This is a genomic window from Williamsia sp. z71 (assembly GCF_059553375.1).
The window spans coordinates 786008-809383 of the sequence record NZ_JCANWX010000001.1; the positions used below are offsets into that span (position 1 = coordinate 786008).

Consider the following 23376-nt stretch of genomic DNA (forward strand, 5'->3'; position numbering starts at 1 on the left):
AGCTGTGGTGAGGAGGATCTTGTGAGAATCGAAGTTGACCTGGACCTGTGCCAGGGGCACGGGATGTGTGAGATGGAAGCACCCGACCTCTTCGAGGCCGAGCGGGATTCGGTGAAGCTCCTTGACCCGCAACCAGATAGCAGCCATTCGGCAGACGTGGAGCGTGCGGTGCGTTACTGTCCGACTCAAGCCCTCAAAATTGTTGAAGAATGAAAGTTGGATACTCCCATGTCATTTGAACGCGCTGAACTCGACGAGATGGTGGAGCGCTGGCTGCAGGCCAACGTTGATTGTGAGAAGACCGGCGACTGGCGGCCCCTGGCGGAGTTCTACACCGAAGATGCCACCTATGGGTGGAACTACGGCGCCAAGCACGACTTCATGGCGGTCGGTCGCGACCAGATCCGTGACTACGCGATCGGTTTCGAGATGGACGGCCTCGACGGCTGGACCTACCCGTACCAGACCTGGGTCATCGACGAGAAGACCGGCGACATGATGGGTTTGTGGAAGCAGATCTTCGAGGCCACCCGCGAGGACGGCACCCACTACGCTCTCGAGGGAATCCAGGGCAGCTGGTTCAAATATGCCGGCAACTTCCAGTGGGGATGGCAGCGCGACTTCTTCGATTACGGCAACGTCACCGCGCTGTTCATGGAAATGATGACCGACGGTGTGATGAGCAAGGGGATGCAGGCCCGCATCGACCGGGTCCTGAACGCGAAAGAGCTTCTCCCGGGCTGGTACCCGCTGGGTAAGACTCCCGTCGAGATGTGGTGAACACTGCGATGTCGTACGCCGAACTCGATCGCCCGACGCTGGCCCGGCTGCTGCCGGAACTGCTCCTGTCGGGTCAATTGATCGACCGTTCCGGAATGGCCCACTGTATCGGCGCTTTCGGGCGCGAGACCATGGCCCAGATCGCCATCGACGAGTGGATGGCGGCGAGCCCGGTTTACACGAAACGGATGCGGACGGCGTTGCAGATCGACGGTGACGGCGTCGCGGACATGTTCAAGTGTCTGCAACTCGACATCGGGGCGCCGCCACAGTTCATGGATTTCCGATACACGATCTTCGATGACCATCACGGTGAGTTCGTGCTGAATCATTGTGGCGCGCTGATGGATGTCGAACCGATGGGTGATGACTACGTGACCTCGATGTGTCACGACATCGAGGACCCGACGTTCGATGCCACCGCGATCGCGACCAACAGGCGGGCACGCATCCGCCCGATCCACCGGCCACCACGGCGTCCGGCAGATCGGCACCCGCACTGCGCGTGGACGGTGACCATCGATCCCGACCGCGATGAACTCCCGTTGCCCGAGCGGTCGATCATCATGTCGGCGACGCGGGCGGCGAACGTCGACCTGTCACCGATCATCACCGGTGGAGAGGGCCACGACGACTACCGGGGCCCGGTCTGGGACGATCTGCGGTTCGCCGACTGGTCACACTCGGCGCTGATTCGAATGGCGGAAGAGGTTGCGCTGCAACACCAACTCCTGGCCCTGGGTTTCGCGATGTCGGTGCGGGAGAAGTCCGAGAGCGACGACCAGGCGGCCGGTATCTTCCGAAAGCAACTGACCGGCATCTCGGGCCTGACCGCCGATCGGCTTCGGCGTTGTCTCGGCGTCGAACAGGATGCCGAAGGGTTGGCGGCGGTGCTGCGGGTGCACCCGATCCTCGGACCCGACCAGTATGTCGGCGCACGGGTGTCGATCCACGGTGAAGGGGAGCGCGCGACGGTGCAGCTGCGGCTTCCGCGCACCTCCGATGCGGTCGCCGACAACGGCTGGATCGCAACGATCGACCCCGACCACCTCGAGCCGGTTCTGGCCATGGCGTCGGCCGTACATCCCACCTGGTCCGTGGTCTCCGGTCATCATGAGGAGGATGAACTGGTGATCGAGATCGGCCGCGGTGAGGCGATCAAGGAGTCCGGCGAAGTCGCCATCGCGCGCTTCAGCGGCGGCGCGACCTTCGAGTTCGCCGACCGCGGCATACCGCTGTCGATCACACCGGTCTCGGCCGGGTGAACTCTCCGCACCTGCAAGGTAAGCGGGCCGTGGTCGCCGGATCCAGTCGGGGGATCGGACTGGCCGTCGCGACCAAGCTTGCCGCAGAGGGCGCCTCGGTGGTGGTCAACGGCCGCGACGACTCGACGGTCAAGGCCGCCGCGGCGCAGATCGTCGACATCGGCGGCAGCGCGGTACCGGTGGTCGGCAATGTCGCCGACGAGAGCGTCGCCCAGGAGATGGTGTCGACCGCGATGCGCGAGTTCGGCGGACTCGATGTGGTGATCAACTGTGCCGGCGTCGCCGAGCCGGAGGGCTCGTCGATTCTGACGATGACCACCTACGAGTTCTTCGCCCAGCTCGATGCCCATCTGGTGAGCACCTTCGAACTGATCCGCGCAGCCGCGCCGATACTCGTCGAACAGGGCTCCGGCGCGATTGTCACCACCGGTTCGGCGGCGTCGGCGGGCAATTTCGGTGGGACGGGGTACCCGGCCGGTAAAGGCGGGGTCAACAGTCTGTCCCTGGCCGTGGCCGCGGACCTGCGCCCACACGGCGTGCGGGTCAACGTCGTCTGCCCAGGTGGCAAGACGAGATTGTCGACCGGTGCCGGATATGAAGCTCACATCCGGGATCTCTTTGATCGTGGTCTGCTCGACGAGTTCACCCGCGATGCCGCGCTGGACCCGGCCCCGCCGGAGTACGTGGCGCCCCTGTACGCCTATCTCGCAAGCGATCTGGCCGACGGTATCACCGGGCAGGTCTACAGTGCGGCAGGCGGATTCATCGGAAAGTACCCGGCCTTCGACCCGGCGTTCGTGGCCTACCGGGGTCACGACGCCGAGCCGCCGTACACACTCTCCGAGCTCCAGGTGATTTTGTCCGAGTGAACGTCGGTATTGCGTGCGTGATAGGCATGTTTTCATGACGCAGACCACGAATCCCATGGAAGTGCTCGGTATCGAGTACGCCACCGATGAGCGAGGACGCCGTGCCTTCCGACAGGTTCTGGGGACTGCGTTGGTAGATCACCGGGGCGAGATCGGGATGACCTCGTTTGCGACCATTGCGGAGATTGTCGGAGGCTCGGCGTTTTACGGTGCGCAGCCACCTGGATCGGCGACCGTGCAGTCGCGGCTGTCGTTGTCGGTCCCGAGTCCGGCACGACCGGGAAGTCAGGTGTCGGGGGTCGGACACCTGGTCGGAAGCAGCGGTGGCCATGGTGTGACGTCCGCCGAGCTGATCGACGAATCGGGGGCGGTTGTCTGTCTGGCGATCGGTCGCGGCGTCGTGGTCAGCCGGGCCACGGGCGAGGCACCTGATCACGAGACCGGTCGTCCGGCCGGCAGCATCGAGCCCATCGACCAGCCGCCGCTGCCTGCGCCGTTGGACCCGGAGCTGACCGGAGCCGAGATCCTCGCCGGGCTCGCCGACGAATCGATACCGGCGGGCCCGATCCAGAGACTGCTGGGTCTGCGGGTTGCGGCGGTCGGCGCGACCACCATCGAGCTGAGCGCCACACCGAGTCCGGCGATGGCCAACAAGATGGGCACAATGCACGGCGGGATCGTGATGGCACTTCTGGCCGAGGCCGCTTCTCTTGGAGCCGAGTTGTCGGCCAGGGCAGGCAATCGGTATCAGGTATCCGACATCTCGGTCAGCTTTCTGCGATCACCCGCCCTCGACCAGGGCGACCTGACCATCGCGGTGGAGCAGGTCAAGGCGGGCCGGCGCATCTGTTCGGTCACCGCAACGATGATTCAACCGGATGGCACCGTCGTCGCCCAGGCCACCGCGGACGCCGCCGCCGCCTGACCGCCGAGCGTGCCGAACCAACCGCCGAGCGTGCCTTAGTTACCGTCGACCGTGCCGAAGTTGTACCCGCGCAGGTATTTTCGGCACGCTCGACGGCGATTTCGGCACGCTCGGCGGGGGGATGGCGGGGGGCCTCTGGGTGAGGCGGGTCCGAAAAACAAGCACATGCGCTTGCTTTTGTGAGTGGCCCGTGTCACGCTGGCCGCGTGAGCATCGTTGCCGAACTGGTGGCCGACCTGTCGGCGGAAACCGACGTTGTCGACCAAATGGTGTCCGGTCTGGACGAGAACCGCTGGGCCACACCAACTCCTGCCGAAGGATGGGCCGTCAGGGAGCAGATTGCGCATCTGTCGTGGACGGACGCGCAGGCGCTTTCCGCTGCGACCGATCCGGAAGCGTTCAACCGCACGCTGGTGAAGGCCTGGGAAGACCCGACGGGGTTTGTCGATGTGGCCGCCCGCGAGGAAGCGGGCAAACCCACTGCACAGTTGCTCGATGACTGGCGGCAGCGACGTCGTGCGCTGGCCGACGCGCTGCTCGCGTACCCGACCGGGCAGAAGTTGCCGTGGTTCGGTCCACCCATGTCGGCTGCCTCGATGGCGACGGCCAGATTGATGGAGGTGTGGGCGCACGGTCTCGATGTCGCCGATGCCCTCGGCGTCGTCAACAAGCCGACGGCACGACTGAAATCCATTGCACATCTGGGTGTTCGGACCAGGGACTTCGCCTATCAGGTCAACAATCAGACGCCACCTGCGGAGGAATTCCGGGTGGAACTACAGGCCCCCGACGGTTCGACGTGGACATGGGGCCCTGATGACGCCGCGCAGCGGATCTCCGGGTCGGCGCTCGACTTCTGCCAACTGATCACCCAGCGCCGGGGTCCGGACACGCTCGACATCGTGGCGACCGGCGACGACGCTCGCCACTGGGTCACGATCGCGCAGTGTTTTGCCGGACCTCCCGGAGGTGGACGATGAGCGGCACCATTCGGGTCGGCAATGCCTCGGGTTTCTACGGCGACCGCTTCTCGGCGATGCAGGAGATGCTCACCGGTGGCAACCTCGATTGCCTGACCGGCGACTACCTGGCCGAGCTGACGATGCTCATCCTGGGCCGCGATCGACTCAAGGATCCCGCCACCGGGTACGCGAAGACCTTCCTCCGGCAACTCGAGGTCAACCTCGGTACCGCGCTGGACGCCGGCGTAACGATCGTCAGCAACGCCGGAGGGGTGAACCCCGCGGGACTTGCCGCGGCGATCGGTGAGCTGGCCGAGAAACTCGGCCTGGCACCGAAGATCGCCTATGTCGACGGTGACGACCTCGGATCCCGTGCCGCCGAACTCGGACTCGGCACGCCCCTGACGGCCAATGCCTACCTGGGCGGTTTCGGGATCGCCGCAGCACTGCGATCGGGCGCCGACATCGTTGTCACCGGCCGGGTCACCGATGCGTCGCTGACCGTCGGACCTGCTGTCGCCCATTTCGGTTGGGGTCCTGGTGACCTCGACCAACTGGCCGGAGCTGTTGCGGCGGGGCACATCATCGAATGTGGTACTCAGGCGACCGGCGGCAACTATTCGTTCTTCACCGAGATCGACGACCTGGCGCACCCGGGATTCCCGATCGCCGAGATCTCCGCAGACGGCGAGTCCGTCATCACCAAGCACGACGGCACCGGTGGTGCGGTCACCGTGGGTACAGTCACCGCACAGTTGCTGTACGAAGTCGGCGGTCCGCGTTACCTCGGGCCCGATGTGACGACCCGGCTGGACACCGTCACCCTCACCGAACTCGGGCCGGACCGGGTTCGGGTCAGCGGTGTGCGCGGCGAGAGGCCTCCGGAGACGCTGAAGGTGTCGCTCAACCATCTCGCCGGGTTTCGCAACGAGGTGACGATGGTGTTGACCGGCCTCGACATCGAGGCCAAGGCCGCACTGGCGCGGAGCCAGTTCGAAGCCGCATTGAGCACCCGCCCCACCGACCTCACCTGGACGCTGACCCGGCTCGATCAGGACAACGCCCCCTCCGAGCAGCAGGCCAGCGCACTGCTGCAATGTGTTGCCAAGGATGTCGACCAGAATGTTGCGGGACGTCAGTTCTCGTCGGCTGCAGTCGAGTTGGCGTTGGCCAGCTATCCCGGATTCACCATGACCGCCCCGCCCGGGCCGGCCTCTCCATACGCGGTGTTCGAAGCCGGATACGTTCCGGTGGGCGAGGTTTCACATACCGTGCATCACGCCGACGGGTCCACCGAGCTCATCGAGCCCGGCCGGTCTGTCGAGGCGGGTGTACCCGTGGACGAGGCGCAGGCTGCACCTGCTGCGCCGGTCAGTTCGTGGGGGCCGACCCGCGTGGCACCGCTGGGCGACATCGCGGGCGCCCGCAGTGGCGACAAGGGCGGCAACGCCAATGTGGGTGTGTGGGTGCGTAACCCGGAACACTTCGACTGGCTGGCTGCGACGCTGACCGTCGAACTGTTCAAACAGTTGATTCCCGAGGCGGCCGACCTCGAGGTCCACCGCCACGAACTGCCCAATCTACTCGCCGTGAACTTCGTGATCGAAGGAATTCTCGGTCGAGGAGTGGCTGACAATGTTCGATTCGATCCGCAAGCAAAAGGGCTCGGAGAGTGGCTGCGTTCGCGTCATGTCCCGATCCCGATCCGGTTTGGAGAATAGATGAAATCCCTTGAGTCCAAGGCCTGGCACACCCCGGAACGCCAGCAGTTGCGCGAGTCCGTGAAGACCTTCGCCGAGCGCCACATCCTGCCGTTCCAGGATGAGTGGGAGCGCAGTGGCGAACTACCCCTGGATCTGCACAAGCAGGCCGCCGACGCGGGGTTGCTCGGACTGGGCTTTCCCGAATCCGTCGGCGGCAGCGGCGGCGACCTGATCGACGCCACCATCTGTGGTGAGGTACTGCACGGTTCGGGTGTGGCCGGTGGCGTGTTCTCGTCTCTGTTCACCTGCGGAATCGCGTTGCCGCATCTCATCGCGGCCAACGACCCGGAGCAGATCGAGAAGTGGGTGACCCCCACCCTGGCCGGTGAGAAGATCGGCAGTCTGGCCATCACCGAGCCCGGTGGCGGCAGCGATGTCGGGCACCTGACGACCTCGGCAGTTCGCGACGGCGACCACTACGTCGTCAACGGCTCCAAGACGTACATCACGTCCGGTGTCCGCGCCGACTTCGTGGTGACCGCGGTCCGCACCGGTGGACCGGGCGCCGGTGGCGTATCGCTTCTGGTGGTCGAGAAGGGCACGCCGGGTTTCACCGTCACCCGCAAGCTGGAGAAGATGGGTTGGCGTGCATCGGATACCGCCGAACTCTCGTACGTCGACGCGCGGGTTCCGGTCGCCAATCTGGTCAATGCCGAGAACTCGGGCTTTTTCCAGATCGCCGGCGCGTTCGTCACCGAGCGGGTGGGATTGGCCGTCCAGGCCTACGGGTGCGCGCAGCGCTGCCTCGATCTGACGCTCGAATGGGTGCGGAACCGAGAGACGTTCGGCAAGCCGCTCATCGCACGGCAGTCGGTGCAGGAGACGGTCACCGAGATGGCCCGCAAGATCGACGTCGCGCGGACCTACACCCACGCAATCGTCGACGCCGCGATGGCCGGTGAGACCGACCTCATCGCCGAGGTGTGTTTCGCCAAGAACACCGCCGTCGAAGCCGGTGAATGGGTGGCGGACAAGGCCGTTCAGCTCTTCGGTGGCGCCGGCTACATGACCGGCACCGAGGTGGAGCGTCAGTACCGGGACATGCGGATCATCGGCATCGGTGGCGGTACCACGGAGATCCTCACGGGTCTGGCGGGCAAGCGGCTGGGCTACCACCCGTGAGCGCCGCCGGGACCGGATCCGCCACCGAGACGATGCTCGCCAGGCTCGGTGAGATCGAGGAGTTGTTCGCCCAAGCGCTGGCCGGCGGTGGCGAGAAGAAGGTCGCCCGGCATCGTGAACGCGGCAAACTGCTGGCCCGGGAACGGATCGAGCTGCTGATCGACGAGGACAGCGCGTTTCTCGAGCTCGCGCCGATCGCGGCATATGGATCCGAGTTCCCGGTGGGCGCATCGATCGTCACCGGCATCGGCGTCGTCGAGGGCGTCGAATGTGTACTCGTGGCCAACGATCCGACCGTCCGCGGCGGTACCTCGAATCCGTGGACGCTGCGCAAGGGTCTGCGGGCCAACCAGATTGCGCTCGAGAACCGGCTGCCGCTGATCAATCTGGTGGAGTCCGGCGGCGCGGATCTACCGACGCAGAAGGAAGTCTTCATCCCCGGCGGGGCGATGTTCCGCGACATCACCCGGTTGTCTGCGGCCGGGATCCCCACCATTGCACTGGTATTCGGCAATTCGACCGCCGGTGGCGCCTACCTGCCCGGTATGTCCGATCACACGGTGATGATCGAGGGGCAGTCGAAGGTGTTCCTCGGTGGTCCGCCGCTGGTGAAGATGGCCACCGGTGAGGTCAGCGACGACGAGTCCCTGGGCGGCGCGCAGATGCATGCCCGCCAGTCGGGCCTGGCCGACTACTACGCCGCCGACGAGCAGGATGCGATCCGGCTCGGACGGCGGATCGTCGCCCGGCTGAACTGGCGTAAGCAGGGCCCGGGACCGGTGGCGCCGTCCATCGAACCGAAATATCCGGCGGAGGACCTGCTGGGCATCGTGCCGGGTGATCTGCGGATCCCGTTCGATCCGCGCGAGGTGATCACGCGGATCGTCGACGAGAGCTTGTTCGACGAGTTCAAACCCGAATACGGTTCGTCGCTGTGTACGGGGTGGGCGCGGATCCACGGCTATCCGATCGGCATCCTCGCCAACGCGCAGGGGGTGCTCTTCAGTGCCGAGTCGCAGAAGGCCACCCAGTTCATCCAGTTGGCGAACCGGTCGAACACGCCGCTGTTGTTCCTGCACAACACAACCGGCTACATGGTCGGGCAGGAGTACGAGCGCGGCGGCATCATCAAACACGGTTCGATGATGATCAACGCGGTCTCCAATTCGACGGTCCCCCATATCTCGATGCTGATCGGCGCCAGCTACGGGGCCGGGCACTACGGCATGTGCGGGCGGGCCTACAACCCGCGGTTCCTGTTCACCTGGCCCAGCGCCAAATCTGCGGTGATGGGTGCAGCCCAGCTCGCCGGTGTGATCTCGATGGTCGCGCGCAGTGCCACCGAGGCCCGTGGCGGCACCGTGGACGAAGAGGCGGACGCCGGTATGCGGGCCATGATCGAGGCGCAGATCGAGAAGGAATCGATGCCCGCCTTCTTGTCGGGGATGTTGTACGACGACGGGATCATCGATCCGCGGGACAGCAGAACGATTCTCGGACTGTGCCTCTCGGCGATCGACAGCGGACCCGTACAGGGGACGAGCAACTTCGGCGTTTTCCGGATGTGATGGGTGATGACTGACAAGAACGTGACCTCTGTGCTGGTCGCCAACCGCGGCGAGATCGCCCGACGGGTATTCGCGACGTGCCGGCGGATGGGCATCGGCACCGTCGCGGTGTATTCCGATGCCGACGCCGCAGCGCCTCATGTGGGTGATGCCGACGTTGCGGTCCGATTGCCGGGCAACACCTCCTCGGAGACCTATCTCGATGCAGCGAAGGTGATCTCGGCGGCCCGTGCTGCCGGCGCCGATGCCGTTCATCCGGGCTATGGCTTCCTCTCGGAGAACGCCGAATTCGCTCAGGCCGTGCTCGACGCGGGCCTGACCTGGATCGGTCCGGAACCCGCCGCGATTTCTGCGATGGGGTCGAAGGTCAATGCCAAGGAGATGATGCGGGCAGCCGGCGTTCCCACCTTGGACAACCTCGACCCGGCCGCGGTGACCGCCGATCTGCTCCCGGTTCTGATCAAGGCCTCGGCCGGCGGTGGCGGCCGAGGCATGCGCATCGTCCGCGACCTCGGTTCGCTTCCCGAGCAGGTGGAGGGTGCGCGCCGAGAAGCCTTGTCGGCGTTCGGGGACGGCACCGTCTTCTGTGAACCCTTCATCGAACGCGGACACCACATCGAGGTTCAGGTGCTCGGTGACGACGCCGGCACCGTGTGGGCGGTCGGTGAACGTGAGTGCTCGATCCAGCGGCGACACCAGAAGGTCATCGAGGAGGCTCCGTCTCCGTTGGTGGAACGTCTCGGAGCCGGACTGCGCGACAAGCTGTTCGACGCCGCCCGCGCTGCCGCGTCCGCCATCGCTTACACCGGAGCCGGGACCGTGGAGTTTCTGGCCGACGACGACGGCCGGTTCTACTTCCTCGAGATGAACACCCGCCTGCAGGTGGAACATCCGGTGACCGAGGAGACCACCAAGCTCGATCTTGTTGCCTGGCAGCTCCGGATCGCCCGGGGTGGAGTTCTCCCGGCGCATCCGCCTGCACCGCAGGGGCATTCCATCGAGGTTCGGCTGTATGCGGAGGACCCGGCGGTCGATTACCAGCCGCAGTCGGGACGGTTCCACCGGTTCGCGGTCGACGCCGACAGCGGGTTCGCCCGACTCACCGAGTCGGGTGTGCGAGTTGATTCGGGCATCACCGATGGGGGTGAGGTATCGACCTTCTACGACCCGATGCTGGCCAAGGTCATCAGCTGGGCACCTGACCGAGGTGCCGCGATCGACATCCTGGTCCGGGCGCTGACATCGGCCCGGCTACACGGCCCCCGGACCAACCGGGACATGTTGGTGAACATGTTGCGCCACCCTGATTTCCGCCGAGGCAACACCACCACCGAGTTCATCGACGAGTTCGGGCTCGGCGTGTTGGCCGCGCCACTGGCGGGGGCGGATCACGTACGACTGGCCGCCGTCGCGGTGGCACTGGCGGACGCGGAGGGCAATCGTCGACAGGCCGGTCTGCCATTGCCGTCGGGCTGGCGCAACCTGGCGTCGGGGCCGCAATCCAAGACCTACGTCCACGGCGAGGATGAGATCGCGGTTCGCTATCGGCACGCCCGGGACGGTGTGGTCCTGCCCGATGACCCGGACGTGACCGTGACCGGGATCGCCACGGATGCAGTCATTCTCACCGTCGCCGGAGTGGACCGGACATACGCAGTCAACCGATACGGCGAGAGCGTGTGGGTGGACTTCGCAGGTGGGTCGGTGGCACTGATCCGCCGGCCCCGGTTCATCGACCCCGCCGAGGTCGATACGCCGGGTTCGCTCCTGGCTCCGATGCCTGGTTCGGTGATCCGGGTCGCGGTGGCGTTGGGCCAGCAGGTCACCCGCGGCGAGCCGCTGATGTGGCTCGAAGCGATGAAGATGGAACACACGATCGCCGCCTCCGCAGACGGCGTCGTGGAAGCGTTACCCGTAGCGCCGGGACAACAGGTGTCGGTGGGGGAGATCCTCGCCGTCATCACCGCGCAAGAGCTGACCGAAAGCAATTGAGGGAGAAGGCATTGTGAGTTTTGTCGAGACGGATGAACAGAAGGCGCTGCGCAGTTCGGTGGCGGGACTCGGTGGCCGGTTCGGCCACGAGTACTTCCTGGATTGCGCCCGCAGCGGCCGCAAGACGACGGAACTGTGGGCGGAGGCGGGCAAGCTGGGCTTCATCGGGGTCAACCTCCCAGAGGCGTACGGCGGCGGCGGTGCCGGGATGTACGAACTGGCGATAGTGATGGAGGAGATGGCCGCCATCGGCAGCGGTACGTTGATGCTCGTCGTCTCCCCGGCCATCTGCGGCAACGTGATCGCTCGCTTCGGTACCGAAGAGCAGAAGCAGACGTGGCTTCCCGGCCTGGCCGATGGAACCATCACGATGGCGTTCGGTATCACCGAACCCGATGCCGGGTCGAACTCCCACAACATCACCACCACTGCCCGACGCGACGGCGGCGACTGGTTGCTGTCGGGTCGGAAGATCTACGTCTCGGGTGTTGATCAGGCGCAGGCCGTGCTCATCGTGGCCCGCACCGAGGACGCGAAGACCGGGCGGCTCAAGCCGGCCCTGTTCATCGTTCCCACCGATGCACCGAACTTCGAGTTCAACGCCATCGAGATGGACCTGGTCAATCCGGAGAAGCAGTTCCTGCTGTTCCTCGACGATGTTCGCCTGCCTGCCGACGCACTGGTCGGATCCGAGGATGCGGCGCTGAGCCAGTTGTTCGCCGGACTCAATCCCGAACGCATCATGGCTGCGGCCTCGGCGGTCGGGATGGGCCGGTACGCACTGGGGCGGGCGGTGGAGTACGTCAACGAGCGCACTGTCTGGAAGACGCCGATCGGTGCACACCAGGCCATCGCCCACCCCTTGGCAGTCGGCAAGATCGAGATGGAACTCGCCAAGTTGATGATGCAGAAGGCCGCGTCACTCTATGACGCCGGCGATGACTGGGGTGCCGCCGAGCCGGCCAACATGGCCAAGTACGCGGCCGCCGAGGCCTGTGTGAAGATCGTTGATCAGGCCGTACACTCGTTGGGCGGCAATGGATTGGCCACCGAATACGGGTTGGCGCCGCTGCTCAATCTCTGTCGTATCGCGCGGGTCGCGCCGGTGAGCCGGGAGATGATCCTGAACTTCGTGGCGCAGAACAGCTTGGGCCTTCCGAAGTCGTACTGAGGACGCACTGACAGGATGAGCAGATGAACGAGGTTGTCCGATATCGGGTTGATGGTGGGATCGCCACCGTCACACTGGACTCGCCTGCCAATCGCAACGCGATCTCGATGGCGCTGGTGGACCAGCTCCTCGCCCGGTTGCGCGGTGCCGCCGACGATCCGCAGGTGCGGGCGGTGGTGTTGACGCATACCGGTGGAACATTCTGCGCCGGAGCCGATCTCGGTGAGGCCGGGCAGTCGCGTCCTGAGGTCATGATCGATCTGATGCGAGCGATCCTGGAATTGCCGAAGCCCGTGATCGGGCGGATCGACGGTCACGTGCGCGCGGGTGGATTCGGACTCGTCGGTTCGTGCGATCTGGTTGTGGCCGGTCCGGCCAGTACATTCGCGCTGACCGAGGCCCGAATCGGCGTCGCCCCATCGATGATCTCGCTCGCGGTCCTGCCTCGACTGACGTCTCGCGCCGCCGGACGGTACTTCCTCACCGGTGAGAAGTTCGACGCGACTGTTGCACAGGAGATCGGCTTGATCACCGTTGCCGCCGCTGATGCGGCAGCAGTCGACCATGTCGTGTCGCGGTGGTGTGGTGATCTGCGCAAGGGATCCCCACAGGGGCTCGCGGCCAGTAAGAAGCTGACCACCGCCGCGATCCTGGCCGGATTCGATGCGGATGCCGGACGCCTGGCCGCGGAGTCGGCGGCACTGTTCGGCTCGGATGAGGCCAGGGCCGGCATGGCGGCATTCCTGAACAAGCAACTCCCGCCGTGGCTGGTCGATCAATGACCCGGGGCACCACGCGGTCACCGCAACAGGATCGAAGCCGGGCGACGCGTCAGCGTCTTCTCGACGCCACCATCGATGTGCTGGCGACGGACGGGTGGGCGGCGTGCAGTGTGGGCGTCGTCGCCACCCGTGCCGGGGTATCGCGTGGTGCGGCCCAGCATCATTTTCCGACCAGGGAAGACCTGATCACCGCGGCGCTCGAGCATGCCTTCGAGCTCCTCACCCTGCGGGCCGTCGAGGAGACCAATCGGCTGCCGCAAGGGGAGGGGCGGATCGAGGTCGCGGTGTCGACCGCGGTCGAGTTCTACACCGGTATCGAGTTCAAGGCGGCACTTCAGGTGTGGTGTGCGGCGGCGTCCGACCAGGCGCTCAAAGAGCTGATACTCCCGCTGGAGGGCAGGTTCGGTGTCGCGGCACATCGGATGACCGTGCAGATGCTCGGCGTCGACGGTTCCGATCCGCGCATCCACCGGCTCGTGCAGGCAACGCTCGATTTTGCCCGGGGCCTCGGGCTCGCCGACACGTTGTCCGACGACTCGGCAAGACGCAAACAAGTCGTGAGCACGTGGGCCCAGGTGCTGCAAGAGTCGTTGACCTGACCTGCGCCGACCGAGAACATGCAACCTTTCGGTTGCATCGTTGGGCCACGATATGCAATCCTGTGGTTGCAGGAAGATAAGCAACCGAGAGGAAGCCATGACTGTCGAACTCGATCGCATCGAAAAGCAGATCGAAATCAGTGCACCGGCCGAGCGGGTATGGACACTGATCTCCGAACCCGGGTGGTTCGTCAACAACGAACAGATCACCGAACATCGGATCGAGACGTCCGGGGACATCAGCATCATTCATGACCCGACGCACGGTGCATTCGCGTTCAAGACCGTAACGCTCGACCCGCCGAGATATGCGGCCTTCCGCTGGCTGGCGGATGTTGACGATACCGCGACCGCCTCGACCCTCGTCGAGTTCTGGATCGATGAGAACTCCACCGGCTCAGTGACTCTGAGGGTTCTGGAAAGTGGATTCGCCTCGCTGCCCGGTGATGCCGCCGCGCGACGCAAGAAACTCGATGGGAACACCAAGGGGTGGACCATCGAACTCGGTGTCGCCAAGCGGCACGTCGAAGGCGTGCATGCCGATGCCAAAGGCTGAACCCGCGCTGCCGGTGGTGTTCGCGGCGTTGGCCGACGACACCCGCTGGAATCTGTTGGTGCGGTTGGGCAAGTCATCCGCGTCGGCATCGGCGCTGGCCGCCGAGTTCCCGGTGTCGCGGCAAGCCATCGCCAAACACCTTGCGACTTTGGAAGAAACCGGCCTCGTCTCGTCGGAGAAGGTCGGTCGCGAGGTGCAGTTCACCGCTGTCGGTGCCCGGTTGAGTATGGTCAGCCGGGAATTGGCGAGCATCGCATCGGGTTGGGATCGCCGACTGGCCGATATCAAGGAGCGCGCCGAAAACCCTTGACCGTGCCGATATCACCGTCGACCGTGCCGACGTTGTCCATGACTTGGTGTCCGGTCCGCGTCACGACGGCACCCATGTGCAACATCGGCACGGTCGACGGTCGGATGGGCACGGTCGACGGCGATATCGGCACGCTCGGTCGAGGCGGGTGCCGCCACGTCGGGGCGTGGAGCGGGGGGTCTGGTAGGAACGATTCATGATGCAAACCCCGAACACGCAAGCTGTGGTGACGTGCGAAGTGAACGACGGGGTCGCGCAGGTGCGCCTCAATCGACCGGAAAAGATGAACGCCCTCAACGGTGAGATGTTCGAGCAACTGGTGGCGGTGGGCCAGGATCTGATCGCCCGGACCGATATCTCGGCGGTGGTCCTGGCTGGTGAGGGACGCGCGTTCTGTGCGGGCCTGGACATGGCGGAGTTCGAACGGATGGCCTCAGGTGCCGAAGCGGTGGTGGTCGAGCGCCCACGACTCGGCGCTGCGGCTGCGCTGGCTCAGCAGGCCGTCCATGTCTGGTCACTGGTGCCGGTGCCGGTGATCGCAGCCGTGCACGGGGTGGCATTCGGTGGGGGATTGCAGTTGGCGCTCGGCGCCGACATCCGGATCGTCGGGCCGGACGCCAAGCTGTCGGTGATGGAGATCGTCTGGGGCCTCATCCCGGATATGACCGGCACTCAACTTCTTCCGGAACTCGTCGGACGCGACGTGGCCAAAGAACTTGTGTTCACCGGCCGTCAAATCACCGGAACCGAAGCTGTGACACTGGGTGTGGCCACTCGGTTGAACCTGAATCCGGTGGTCGCGGCGACCGCGTTGGCCACCGAGATCGCCGGAAACTCCCGCAACGCGCTGGTGCATGCAAAGGCGCTGCTGGACCTGGCCGGCCGCACCGATCTGGCCGCCGGCTTCGATGCCGAGCAGGTCGCGATCCGGGAGCTGATCGGATCGCCGGAGCAGATCGCCGTGGTCCGCGAACGCCAAGAAGCCCTGGCCCGTAACAAAAAATGAACTCTGTCCCGCCGGCCGGCGGGACAGAGTTCACTCATCTTGTTGGTCGAAACCGCGGCTACGCGGCCGATCCCCAGGAAGAAGACCCGGACGGCGCGGAGCACGGATTCTTGATCTGTTCGAGGGAAACCGTGTTCGCGAGGAGTTGATAGCCGGCGGGAGTCAGGTGCAAGCCATCGCCGCCGTCGAGATCAGCCCGGATATATGAGGGATTGGCAGGATCGGCGATGGCCTTGTCGAAGTCGACGATGCTGTCGGCCGGGCTGCTCTTGCGGATCCACTCGTTGACCTGGATCCGTAGGGGATTCAATGTGGGATCGGCGGTGACGCCGTAGCTTGCGTTCGCCCCGGCCGGCGTGATGGTGCCTTGCACGACCCGGATACCACGTTTGTGCAGCGAAGCGATGATGCTCTGGTAGCCCTGGGTCAATGATTCGAACGTCGCACCGTGGCCCAGATCGTTGATGCCTTCGAACAGCACAACCGTGCTCACGTTCGGTACCGACAGCACGTCTCGGTTGAGCCGACTGAGTGCTGAGGGTCCGGCAGCCGGGTTGGAGGTCCCGTCCATGGTGACCATGTTGCCGGTGATTCCCGCGTTCACAACGGTCAACGGGAGACCTTCGCCATTGATGCGGGCGGCGAGGAAGTCGGGCCACCGGACGAGTTCGTCGAGGCCAACCGGTGATTCTGGGTTATGGGGCGGCATCACCGTTCCCCGGTAGCCGTCGGTGAGAGAGTCGCCGAACGCCACAACTGCCCCGACCCCGGGCGTGAGCACGTCCATCCCGGTCACGAAAAGCCGTGACGTGGTGGTGTTGTCGAAGGGCGCGTCGCCGACCTCAAAGGTCTGATCCCCAGCGCCGGGGTCCGTTTGATAAGAGTGCTGACGGGCCGCGAAATGGCGCGTCGGCGCTTCGACGAGTGCCGGCACGTATGTGCTGATCGCCAGGGATTCGCCCGCTGCGAAGGGCAGGACCGTGGGATCGCTGACGACATCGGCACCCGCCGGAACCGTCACCGAGACCTGACCGTTGAAGAGCAGCGGGACGGGAGTGGCGATCTTTGCGCCGCCGGCTTGCTTCGCCGCGCTCGCCCCACCGAACGTCAAGGGTGCTGTCCCGAACAGGTTCGAGAGACGGACGCGCAAGACCTGTCCGTCCCGGGTGGGCGTGATGATCGATCGAACGGTCGAGTTCTCGACCTTGATCGCGAAATCACCGCTGGGGTCGGTGGGGATGCTGCGGGCGCTTGAATCCGATGCAGGCGCACCCCATGCACCAACCCAGGGGCCCGGTGCCGGGCAGTTGGTCGGCGTGGGTGCCGCAGTCGCCGGGCCGGTCGGTGCGACCGTGAGAGCGGCACCGACGGTTAGTGCGACGAGGGCTGTTCCGGAGAAGCGTTTGGCCGCAAGCCAAAACGTGCTCCTCACCGGACGTGTCCGATATTCAGATGTCATGGTCACAACAATAAGTCACCGGGACCCGGAATGACGGATGAACGGTGTTTCGCCTCACGAAGTGATTCGTCCAACACTTTAACTATTGTTCGAGCCGAGGTGCGTTGTGGATCAACACATCTCGTGCGAGCGATCCTTTGCGGCGCGGGGTTGTGTGTGGGTTTGGACGGGGGCGTCTGCCGCGAGGATCGATTTTTGTGGGTCGGGTTCGTGACCGGACGCCGGAGAACCTGCTGGAGCGCAGGAAGATTCGCCGGAGCGGCGCGGAGTTCGGCTGAGTTGCAGATGGCGAGATGGCGGGTCGTGGATTCGTTCGCATTGTCTAATGGGCTGTCGAACAGGATGATTCGTTCTGTTCGGAACGGTCTTCATGGTTCGTCCGTGTTCTGATGTTTCATCGGTGTGAACAATCAGATCCCGAAATTGACCTCCGTTTGCCTCGGCTCTACGGTCTATTGGTCGGACCAAGTGGTCCTGATTTTCATCCGCCGGCACCATCGCCGGCGATCGGCGAGACAATTCGGATCCTCCACGAGGTGGCGCAGGTTCCACCGTCGGTGGCGTATCTCTACCTCAGTGCGGCAACCGATTTCGTTGTCAGTCAGGTCGTCGACGATGTCAAGGGAGTCCACTGTCGGATCAGAAAGGCGGACTTCGCACCATGGCACTGAGTTTCGGGGCAGGGCGTCTGAGGGGCATCGACGCCGCGGACGTCCGGACGTTCTGCATGCTCGCGCTGACCTTTTCGACGGGTATCTCCGATGCTGTCGGCTACCTCGCGCTCGATCAGGTGTTCACCGCGAACATGACCGGCAACGTCGTGATCATGGGTATGGGCATCGGACAGGCCGACGGGTTGCCGGTGCTCGGGCCCATCCTCGCCCTGGTCGGGTTCATGGCCGGCGCCGCCATCGGTGGCCGGTTCGTCCGCCACGAAAAGGCCAAGTGGACCCCGCGGGTCACCGGCGCACTGTTCGCGGTGGCGGCGGTGCTCTGCGCCACCGGCATCATGTTGCTGGTCGTGCCGGTCGACCACGGACTGACGAAGCCACTGGCGACGATCCTGCTCGCCACCCCGATGGGGCTTCAGGCGGCGGTGGCCCGACACGTGGCCGTCGCCGATGTGACCACCGTGGTGGTCACCTCGACGATCACCGGGTTGGCCGGTGATTCCCGGTTGGGTGCCGCGCGTGAGCAACTGTGGGTGCGGCGACTGCTTGCGGTCCTCGCGATCGGCGTCGGTGCGCTGGTGGGGGCGGCCCTGCTGTTCATCGACGTCAGTGCCGGGGTGCTGGCGTCGGCGGTCGTCACGGTTGTGGTCGCGGCGATCGGACACCACCGTCACGCGGTGGAGGAGAAGGACGGGGACTGACGGATCCGATCGGGGGTTTCTTCGCCGAGAGGGGGGTTCGGGCTGACAATGGTCCGAGGGACCCACCTGGCCGGGTCTGAAGAAGTCGGACGTTGGGGAGAAACCCGTGGGAAATGTTGTGACAGATGGCTTGGCGAAGTTGCCGGGAGTTGCGACAGCGCGGTCCTACCGCAAGGAATGGCTACGGCCGGACATCACCGCCGGTCTGGTTCTGACGGCACTGCTCATCCCGGCGGGGATGGGATATGCCGAGGCGGCCGGGTTGCCGGCCTACGCGGGCCTGTACGCCACCATTGTCCCGTTGCTGGCCTACGCGGTGGTGGGACCATCGAAAATCCTTGTCCTCGGCCCCGATTCGTCGCTGGCACCGCTGATCGCGGCGGCCGTCCTGCCGTTGGCGGTGACCGACGACCCGGAGGACGCGCTCGCACTGGCCGGTGTCCTGGGGGTCCTGGTCGGACTCATCCTGCTCCTCGGTGGATTCCTGCGTCTGGGCTTCGTCACCGACCTGTTGTCCAAGCCCATCCGACTCGGTTACCTCAATGCGATCGCCCTGATCGTGGTGGTCGGCCAGTTGCCCAAGCTGCTCGGGTTCTCCGTCGACGCGGACAGTTTGATCGGTGAGGTCCGGGAGACCGTCAAGGCCATCGCGAACGGCGACATCGATGTCCGCGCCGCCGCAATCGGTCTCGCGTCGCTGGCCATCATCATCGCGTTCCGCATCTGGATCCCACGTGTTCCCGGCGTACTCGTCGCGGTCATCGCTGCGATGGCCGTCTCGGCGGCACTGGGTCTGACAGACGACATCGGGATGGTCGGGGCACTGCCGGAAGGGATGCCGCTGCCGTCGTTCGGTGGCGTCGACTGGGGGGACGTGGCAGAACTCATCGGACCCGCCGCCGGCATCGCGCTGATCGCGTTCGCCGACACCGGTGTCCTCTCCCGCACCTTCGCGGCCCGCCACGGCGAGGACGTCAATGGCAGCACCGAGATGAAGGCCATCGGCGTCGCCAACATCGCGGGTGGAATGTTCAGCGGGTTTCCCATCTCCGCAAGCGGATCCCGTACCCCGGTGGCCGAGCAGAGTGGTGCCAAGACCCAGCTGGCCGGCGTGGTCGGTGCGCTCGCGGTCCTGGTGTTCGTCCTGGTCGCTCCCGGTGTCACCGAATACCTTCCCGACGCAACGTTGGGTGCGGTGGTGATCGTGGCCGCGATGGCACTGGTCGACGTCCGCGGCATGATCCGGATGTGGCAGATGAGCCGGACCGAGTTCGGTCTCGCCGCGGCGGCCTTCCTCGGCGTCGCACTGGTCGGTGTCCTACAGGGTGTCCTGGTGGCAATCGCGCTGTCGTTCATCGCAGTGGTCGCCCGGTCGTGGCAGCCCTACCGCACCGAACTCGTCCGCACGCCGGATGAACCCGGCTTCCACGACATCGAACGTCATCCCGAAGGGGAGCGCATCCCGGGGCTGGTGCTGGTGCGCTTCGACGCTCCGCTGTTCTTCGCGAACGGTGACATCTTCGACAACTTCGTGCGGTCGGTGGTGGCGGAATCGAAGACCCCGGTGGAATGGGTCGTCGTCGCCGCCGAGGCGCTCACCGGTCTGGACACCACCGCCGTCGACGAACTGGTGGACCTCGATACGTATCTCGAAGGCAAGGGCATCCATCTGGCCTTCGCGGAGATGAAGGGACCCATCAAAGACCGGCTCATCCGGTTCGGTGTCGGGGACAGGTTCGGCGCGGGACACTTCCATCCGACCATCGAGGCGGCTGTGGCCGCATTCCACGACCGCGGCAACCGGCTCAGTGGTTCCGAGTCCTGACCGCTCAGCCCAAAGCGGCGTCGGAGGTCGGTGGCGGGGGATCGGGTAGCCGGATCATCCGCAACGCGTTGAGGAGCCCGAGCAACCCGGCCACGATCGGGATGAGCAGGGCTATCTGAAGTGCGATGGGCCGCGCGTCGGTGTTGATACGGATGACCTCGTCCTTGATCGCCGGAGGCTGGTCCACGAGCAGGTCGTCGAGTGCGGTGTTGCTCATCACCTCGGCGTCGTCCTCGAGTACCTGCGCCACCTGGGCCTGCTCGGCGTCGGGGAGCACCGAGCTCGACTCCGACATCGAGGTGAACGTGAACGACAACGTGGCCAACATGATCGCACCGGCGAACGCCAGCCCGAACGACAGACCGAAGGATCCGGCGGCCGAATTGGTGCCTGCGGCCTCGCTGACCCGTTCATCCGAGATGGGACCGAGTGTGTAGTTGTTGAGTTGCGAGACGAGCAAACCCAGGCCCGAACCGGCGACGATGAGCGGAATGATCAACGCCCACCCGAACTCGGCGCGGGGCACGATCGGGACCAGGACCGCGATCCCCGCCGTGAGCAGACCGAACCCCCAGCAGACGATGATGCTCGGGCGCCGGTGCGTCAACGTCCGGCCGGCGATCAGTGCCACCGCGAACATGCTCAGCGACAGCGGTGCCAGCGACAGGCCGGCCTGCATCGCGTTGTATTCGAGCACCATCTGCAGGTAGATGGGCAGCGCGATCATGGTGCCGCCGAGCGCGATCTGCTGGAGCATCTGTCCGGTGATGCCGAGCCGGAACAGCTTGGACTTGAACAGTTCCGGATCGAGCAGGGTCGGTTCGCCGCGCCGCTTACGTCGGACGAGCCAGTACATCAGGCTGCCCAGGGCCACCGCCCCGGTCGCCAGTAGCGCGCCGACGGCCTCGCCGCCTTCTTGCCAGACGAGGATGCCCAGCACGATGCCGCCCATGCCCAGAACCGAGAGGGCCGCGCCGACCAGGTCGACGCCCCGGGGGCCGGTGTACGGCACATCGGCGACGAGCTTGATGCCCGACAGGACGACGATGATGATCACGACTTCGAGGACAAACGCCAGACGCCAGGACAGGTAGGTCGTGATGAAGCCACCGAGGAGGGGACCGACCGCAGCGGCGATCGCAGCGGCCGCGCCGACGAGGGCATAGACCTTCTTCTGTGCGTCGCCTTCGAAGTTGCCGTGGATCAGTGACTGCATCGCGGGCAGGAGCAGCGACGCGCCGATGCCACCGAGGATCGCCCAGAAGATCACGATGGTCATCAGGTTCTGGGCCACCGCCATCGCCGCGGCTCCCACCGCATATCCGAGCAAACCGAGCACGTAGGCCCGTTTGCGCCCGATGAGGTCTCCGACCTTGCTGCCGATCAGGATGAAGGCCGCCGAGACGAGTGCCTCGAGGGCGATCGCCGATTGGACACCGCTGACCGTCGTGTCCAGATCGCGGACGACCGACGAGATGGAGACGTTCATCAGGGAGGTGTCGACCACCAGGACGAACATCGCCATGGACAACAGGAGAGGTAGCAGCCGCTTGCCGCCCGCCGCCGCCTGGCCGGAACGGCCGGAACTGTCGGAACCGGGTATCTCTGTCATCTCCGCATCCCAACCCGAGTTCCGACAGTTGTTCAATTCTCGGCCGGCGGCATCGCCTGCCAAGATGACCGTAAACCCTTTGTTCAGGCTCGGTCGGGCAAATGTGGCAGCTCGGGTGTTCGCCGGCCGAGAACGCGCCGAAAGCGGCGGAACAGATCGCCGCAAAGGGTGGTTGACCACGCTGGATCCCCGCGCTGTGCGGTCGGCCGTCGAGGTCGCCACCTGACCGGCGGCGACCTGCAGAATTGCTCTGGTCTGCGCAGGTGGCGGACGATTTTGACCTGGGGTAACCAAGTCGGTAGAGTTGACCGCTGGTGCTCGGCCTCCGCATTAATCCAAATGGCCGGGTCTCATCTGCGTGCCTTCACCTATCACGCCGGGCAATTTCGACACGCCCGACTATGGGGTAGGGGAGGGCTCACCTGACCAGGGCTTTTGGGTCCTGGTGGGGCGTACTGCGGAGGTTCCGATGTTTCATCGGAAGCTTGCCCGGAGCAGAAACCGCAGTAAATGTTAGAAGAACGCCGACAAAAGGAAGAACTCTCAGTGCCAACTATCAACCAGCTGGTCCGCAAGGGCCGTCACGACAAGCCTGCCAAGCAGAAAACGGCAGCGCTGAAGGGCAGCCCGCAGCGACGCGGCGTGTGCACTCGCGTCTACACCACGACTCCGAAGAAGCCGAACTCGGCGCTTCGTAAGGTCGCCCGTGTCCGCCTCACCAGTTCGGTTGAGGTGACCGCATACATCCCCGGTGAAGGCCACAACCTGCAGGAGCACTCGATGGTGCTCGTTCGCGGTGGTCGTGTGAAGGACCTCCCGGGTGTGCGCTACAAGGTCATTCGTGGCTCGCTCGACACCCAGGGTGTCAAGGCCCGTAAGCAAGGCCGCAGCAAGTACGGCGCGAAGAAGGAGAAGGGCTGATGCCACGTAAAGGACCCGCGCCCAAGCGCCCCCTCATCAATGACCCCGTCTACGGCAGCCCGCTGGTCACCCAGCTGGTCAACAAGATCCTGCTGGACGGCAAGAAGTCGACCGCCGAGCGCATCGTGTACCAGGCTCTCGAGCAGGCTCGCGAGAAGACCGGCACCGATCCCGTCGTGACCCTCAAGCGTGCGCTGGACAACGTCCGCCCCGCCCTCGAGGTCAAGAGCCGTCGCGTCGGTGGCGCCACCTACCAGGTGCCCATCGAGGTCAAGCCCGGTCGTGCGAACACCCTCGCCCTGCGTTGGTTGGTCACATTCAGCCGGCAGCGTCGCGAGAAGACCATGGTCGAGCGTCTCGCCAACGAGCTGCTCGACGCGAGCAACGGTCTGGGCGCTGCAGTCAAGCGTCGCGAGGACACCCACAAGATGGCCGAGGCCAACCGGGCGTTCGCGCACTACCGCTGGTGACACACAGCAACAGCTGCAACAACTTTCAATTCAGAGTGAGGAATTAA

At 65.1% G+C, this 23376-nt stretch carries 23 protein-coding genes; 21 read left to right on the plus strand and 2 right to left on the minus strand.

Annotation, left to right across the window (positions count from 1 at the left end; genetic code table 11):
- Positions 1 to 21 precede the first annotated feature (21 nt).
- From AC51GR_RS03410 to AC51GR_RS03485, 16 genes are all read left to right on the plus strand, one after another.
- Positions 22 to 213 (plus strand): ferredoxin, encoded by a 192-nt coding sequence (locus AC51GR_RS03410; protein WP_496323220.1) that lies wholly within the window; start codon positions 22 to 24, stop codon positions 211 to 213.
- A 15-nt stretch (positions 214 to 228) separates the two neighbouring features.
- Positions 229 to 780 carry a nuclear transport factor 2 family protein gene (locus AC51GR_RS03415; RefSeq protein ID WP_496323221.1) on the plus strand — a complete coding sequence of 184 codons (552 nt, stop codon included), beginning with the start codon at positions 229 to 231 and terminating at the stop codon, positions 778 to 780.
- Complete coding sequence (locus tag AC51GR_RS03420; RefSeq protein WP_496323222.1) at positions 774 to 2045, plus strand: hypothetical protein; 1272 nt, start codon at positions 774 to 776, stop codon at positions 2043 to 2045. Before AC51GR_RS03415 ends, AC51GR_RS03420 begins: the two co-directional genes overlap by 7 nt.
- A complete protein-coding gene (locus tag AC51GR_RS03425; protein WP_496323223.1) occupies positions 2042 to 2914 on the plus strand; it encodes an SDR family NAD(P)-dependent oxidoreductase in 873 nt (290 codons plus the stop codon). The genes AC51GR_RS03420 and AC51GR_RS03425 overlap by 4 nt, the downstream gene beginning before the upstream one ends.
- 34 nt (positions 2915 to 2948) lie before the next feature.
- On the plus strand, positions 2949 to 3839 hold the full coding sequence (locus AC51GR_RS03430; RefSeq protein WP_496323224.1) for a PaaI family thioesterase: 891 nt from the start codon (positions 2949 to 2951) through the stop codon (positions 3837 to 3839).
- A gap of 206 nt (positions 3840 to 4045) precedes the next feature.
- Positions 4046 to 4819 carry a TIGR03084 family metal-binding protein gene (locus AC51GR_RS03435; RefSeq protein WP_496323225.1) on the plus strand — a complete coding sequence of 258 codons (774 nt, stop codon included), beginning with the start codon at positions 4046 to 4048 and terminating at the stop codon, positions 4817 to 4819.
- A complete protein-coding gene (locus AC51GR_RS03440) occupies positions 4816 to 6522 on the plus strand; it encodes an acyclic terpene utilization AtuA family protein (protein ID WP_496323226.1) in 1707 nt (568 codons plus the stop codon). The genes AC51GR_RS03435 and AC51GR_RS03440 overlap by 4 nt, the downstream gene beginning before the upstream one ends.
- Positions 6523 to 7686 (plus strand): acyl-CoA dehydrogenase family protein, encoded by a 1164-nt coding sequence (locus AC51GR_RS03445; RefSeq protein ID WP_496323227.1) that lies wholly within the window; start codon positions 6523 to 6525, stop codon positions 7684 to 7686.
- A gap of 32 nt (positions 7687 to 7718) precedes the next feature.
- The gene (locus tag AC51GR_RS03450) at positions 7719 to 9254 is read left to right on the plus strand and encodes an acyl-CoA carboxylase subunit beta (protein WP_496323349.1); all 1536 of its coding nucleotides are present in this window, start codon (positions 7719 to 7721) and stop codon (positions 9252 to 9254) included.
- 6 nt (positions 9255 to 9260) lie between these two features.
- Complete coding sequence (locus AC51GR_RS03455; protein WP_496323228.1) at positions 9261 to 11246, plus strand: acetyl/propionyl/methylcrotonyl-CoA carboxylase subunit alpha; 1986 nt, start codon at positions 9261 to 9263, stop codon at positions 11244 to 11246.
- Positions 11247 to 11259: 13 nt separating this feature from the next.
- Entirely contained in the window at positions 11260 to 12417 is a 1158-nt protein-coding gene (locus AC51GR_RS03460; protein ID WP_496323229.1) for an acyl-CoA dehydrogenase family protein, read from the plus strand.
- Positions 12418 to 12440: 23 nt separating this feature from the next.
- The gene (locus tag AC51GR_RS03465; protein ID WP_496323230.1) at positions 12441 to 13199 is read left to right on the plus strand and encodes an enoyl-CoA hydratase family protein; all 759 of its coding nucleotides are present in this window, start codon (positions 12441 to 12443) and stop codon (positions 13197 to 13199) included.
- Positions 13196 to 13798 (plus strand): TetR/AcrR family transcriptional regulator, encoded by a 603-nt coding sequence (locus tag AC51GR_RS03470; RefSeq protein ID WP_496323231.1) that lies wholly within the window; start codon positions 13196 to 13198, stop codon positions 13796 to 13798. The genes AC51GR_RS03465 and AC51GR_RS03470 overlap by 4 nt, the downstream gene beginning before the upstream one ends.
- Before the next feature lie 97 nt (positions 13799 to 13895).
- Positions 13896 to 14354: an SRPBCC family protein gene (locus AC51GR_RS03475; RefSeq protein ID WP_496323232.1), complete on the plus strand. Its 459-nt coding sequence runs from the start codon at positions 13896 to 13898 to the stop codon at positions 14352 to 14354.
- Positions 14341 to 14664 carry an ArsR/SmtB family transcription factor gene (locus AC51GR_RS03480; RefSeq protein WP_496323233.1) on the plus strand — a complete coding sequence of 108 codons (324 nt, stop codon included), beginning with the start codon at positions 14341 to 14343 and terminating at the stop codon, positions 14662 to 14664. Before AC51GR_RS03475 ends, AC51GR_RS03480 begins: the two co-directional genes overlap by 14 nt.
- A 196-nt stretch (positions 14665 to 14860) precedes the next feature.
- Entirely contained in the window at positions 14861 to 15670 is an 810-nt protein-coding gene (locus AC51GR_RS03485) for a crotonase/enoyl-CoA hydratase family protein (protein ID WP_496323234.1), read from the plus strand.
- A gap of 58 nt (positions 15671 to 15728) precedes the next feature.
- On the opposite strand, the gene AC51GR_RS03490 is transcribed toward AC51GR_RS03485, so the two are convergent.
- The gene (locus tag AC51GR_RS03490) at positions 15729 to 17129 is read right to left on the minus strand and encodes a GDSL-type esterase/lipase family protein (protein ID WP_496323235.1); all 1401 of its coding nucleotides are present in this window, start codon (positions 17127 to 17129) and stop codon (positions 15729 to 15731) included.
- A gap of 661 nt (positions 17130 to 17790) precedes the next feature.
- On the opposite strand from AC51GR_RS03490, the gene AC51GR_RS03495 reads away from it, so the two are divergent.
- Together AC51GR_RS03495 and AC51GR_RS03500 are read left to right on the plus strand one after the other, a co-directional pair.
- Positions 17791 to 18501, plus strand: a complete 711-nt coding sequence (locus tag AC51GR_RS03495; protein ID WP_496323236.1) for a YoaK family protein — start codon at positions 17791 to 17793, stop codon at positions 18499 to 18501.
- A 106-nt stretch (positions 18502 to 18607) separates the two neighbouring features.
- A complete protein-coding gene (locus AC51GR_RS03500; protein WP_496323237.1) occupies positions 18608 to 20326 on the plus strand; it encodes a SulP family inorganic anion transporter in 1719 nt (572 codons plus the stop codon).
- Positions 20327 to 20330: 4 nt separating this feature from the next.
- Here AC51GR_RS03500 and AC51GR_RS03505 read toward each other — a convergent pair whose 3' ends face one another.
- Complete coding sequence (locus AC51GR_RS03505) at positions 20331 to 21938, minus strand: MFS transporter (RefSeq protein WP_496323238.1); 1608 nt, start codon at positions 21936 to 21938, stop codon at positions 20331 to 20333.
- Between the two features lie 64 nt (positions 21939 to 22002).
- Here AC51GR_RS03505 and AC51GR_RS03510 point away from each other — a divergent pair, with 64 nt between their 5' ends.
- The 3 genes from AC51GR_RS03510 to rpsG all read left to right on the plus strand — a co-directional run bounded on the left by AC51GR_RS03510 (position 22003) and on the right by rpsG (position 23329).
- Entirely contained in the window at positions 22003 to 22164 is a 162-nt protein-coding gene (locus AC51GR_RS03510) for a hypothetical protein (RefSeq protein ID WP_496323239.1), read from the plus strand.
- 320 nt (positions 22165 to 22484) lie between these two features.
- Positions 22485 to 22859 carry a 30S ribosomal protein S12 gene (gene rpsL, locus AC51GR_RS03515; RefSeq protein WP_023956148.1) on the plus strand — a complete coding sequence of 125 codons (375 nt, stop codon included), beginning with the start codon at positions 22485 to 22487 and terminating at the stop codon, positions 22857 to 22859.
- Positions 22859 to 23329 (plus strand): 30S ribosomal protein S7, encoded by a 471-nt coding sequence (gene rpsG / locus AC51GR_RS03520; RefSeq protein WP_020109663.1) that lies wholly within the window; start codon positions 22859 to 22861, stop codon positions 23327 to 23329. Before rpsL ends, rpsG begins: the two co-directional genes overlap by 1 nt.
- Positions 23330 to 23376 lie beyond the last annotated feature (47 nt).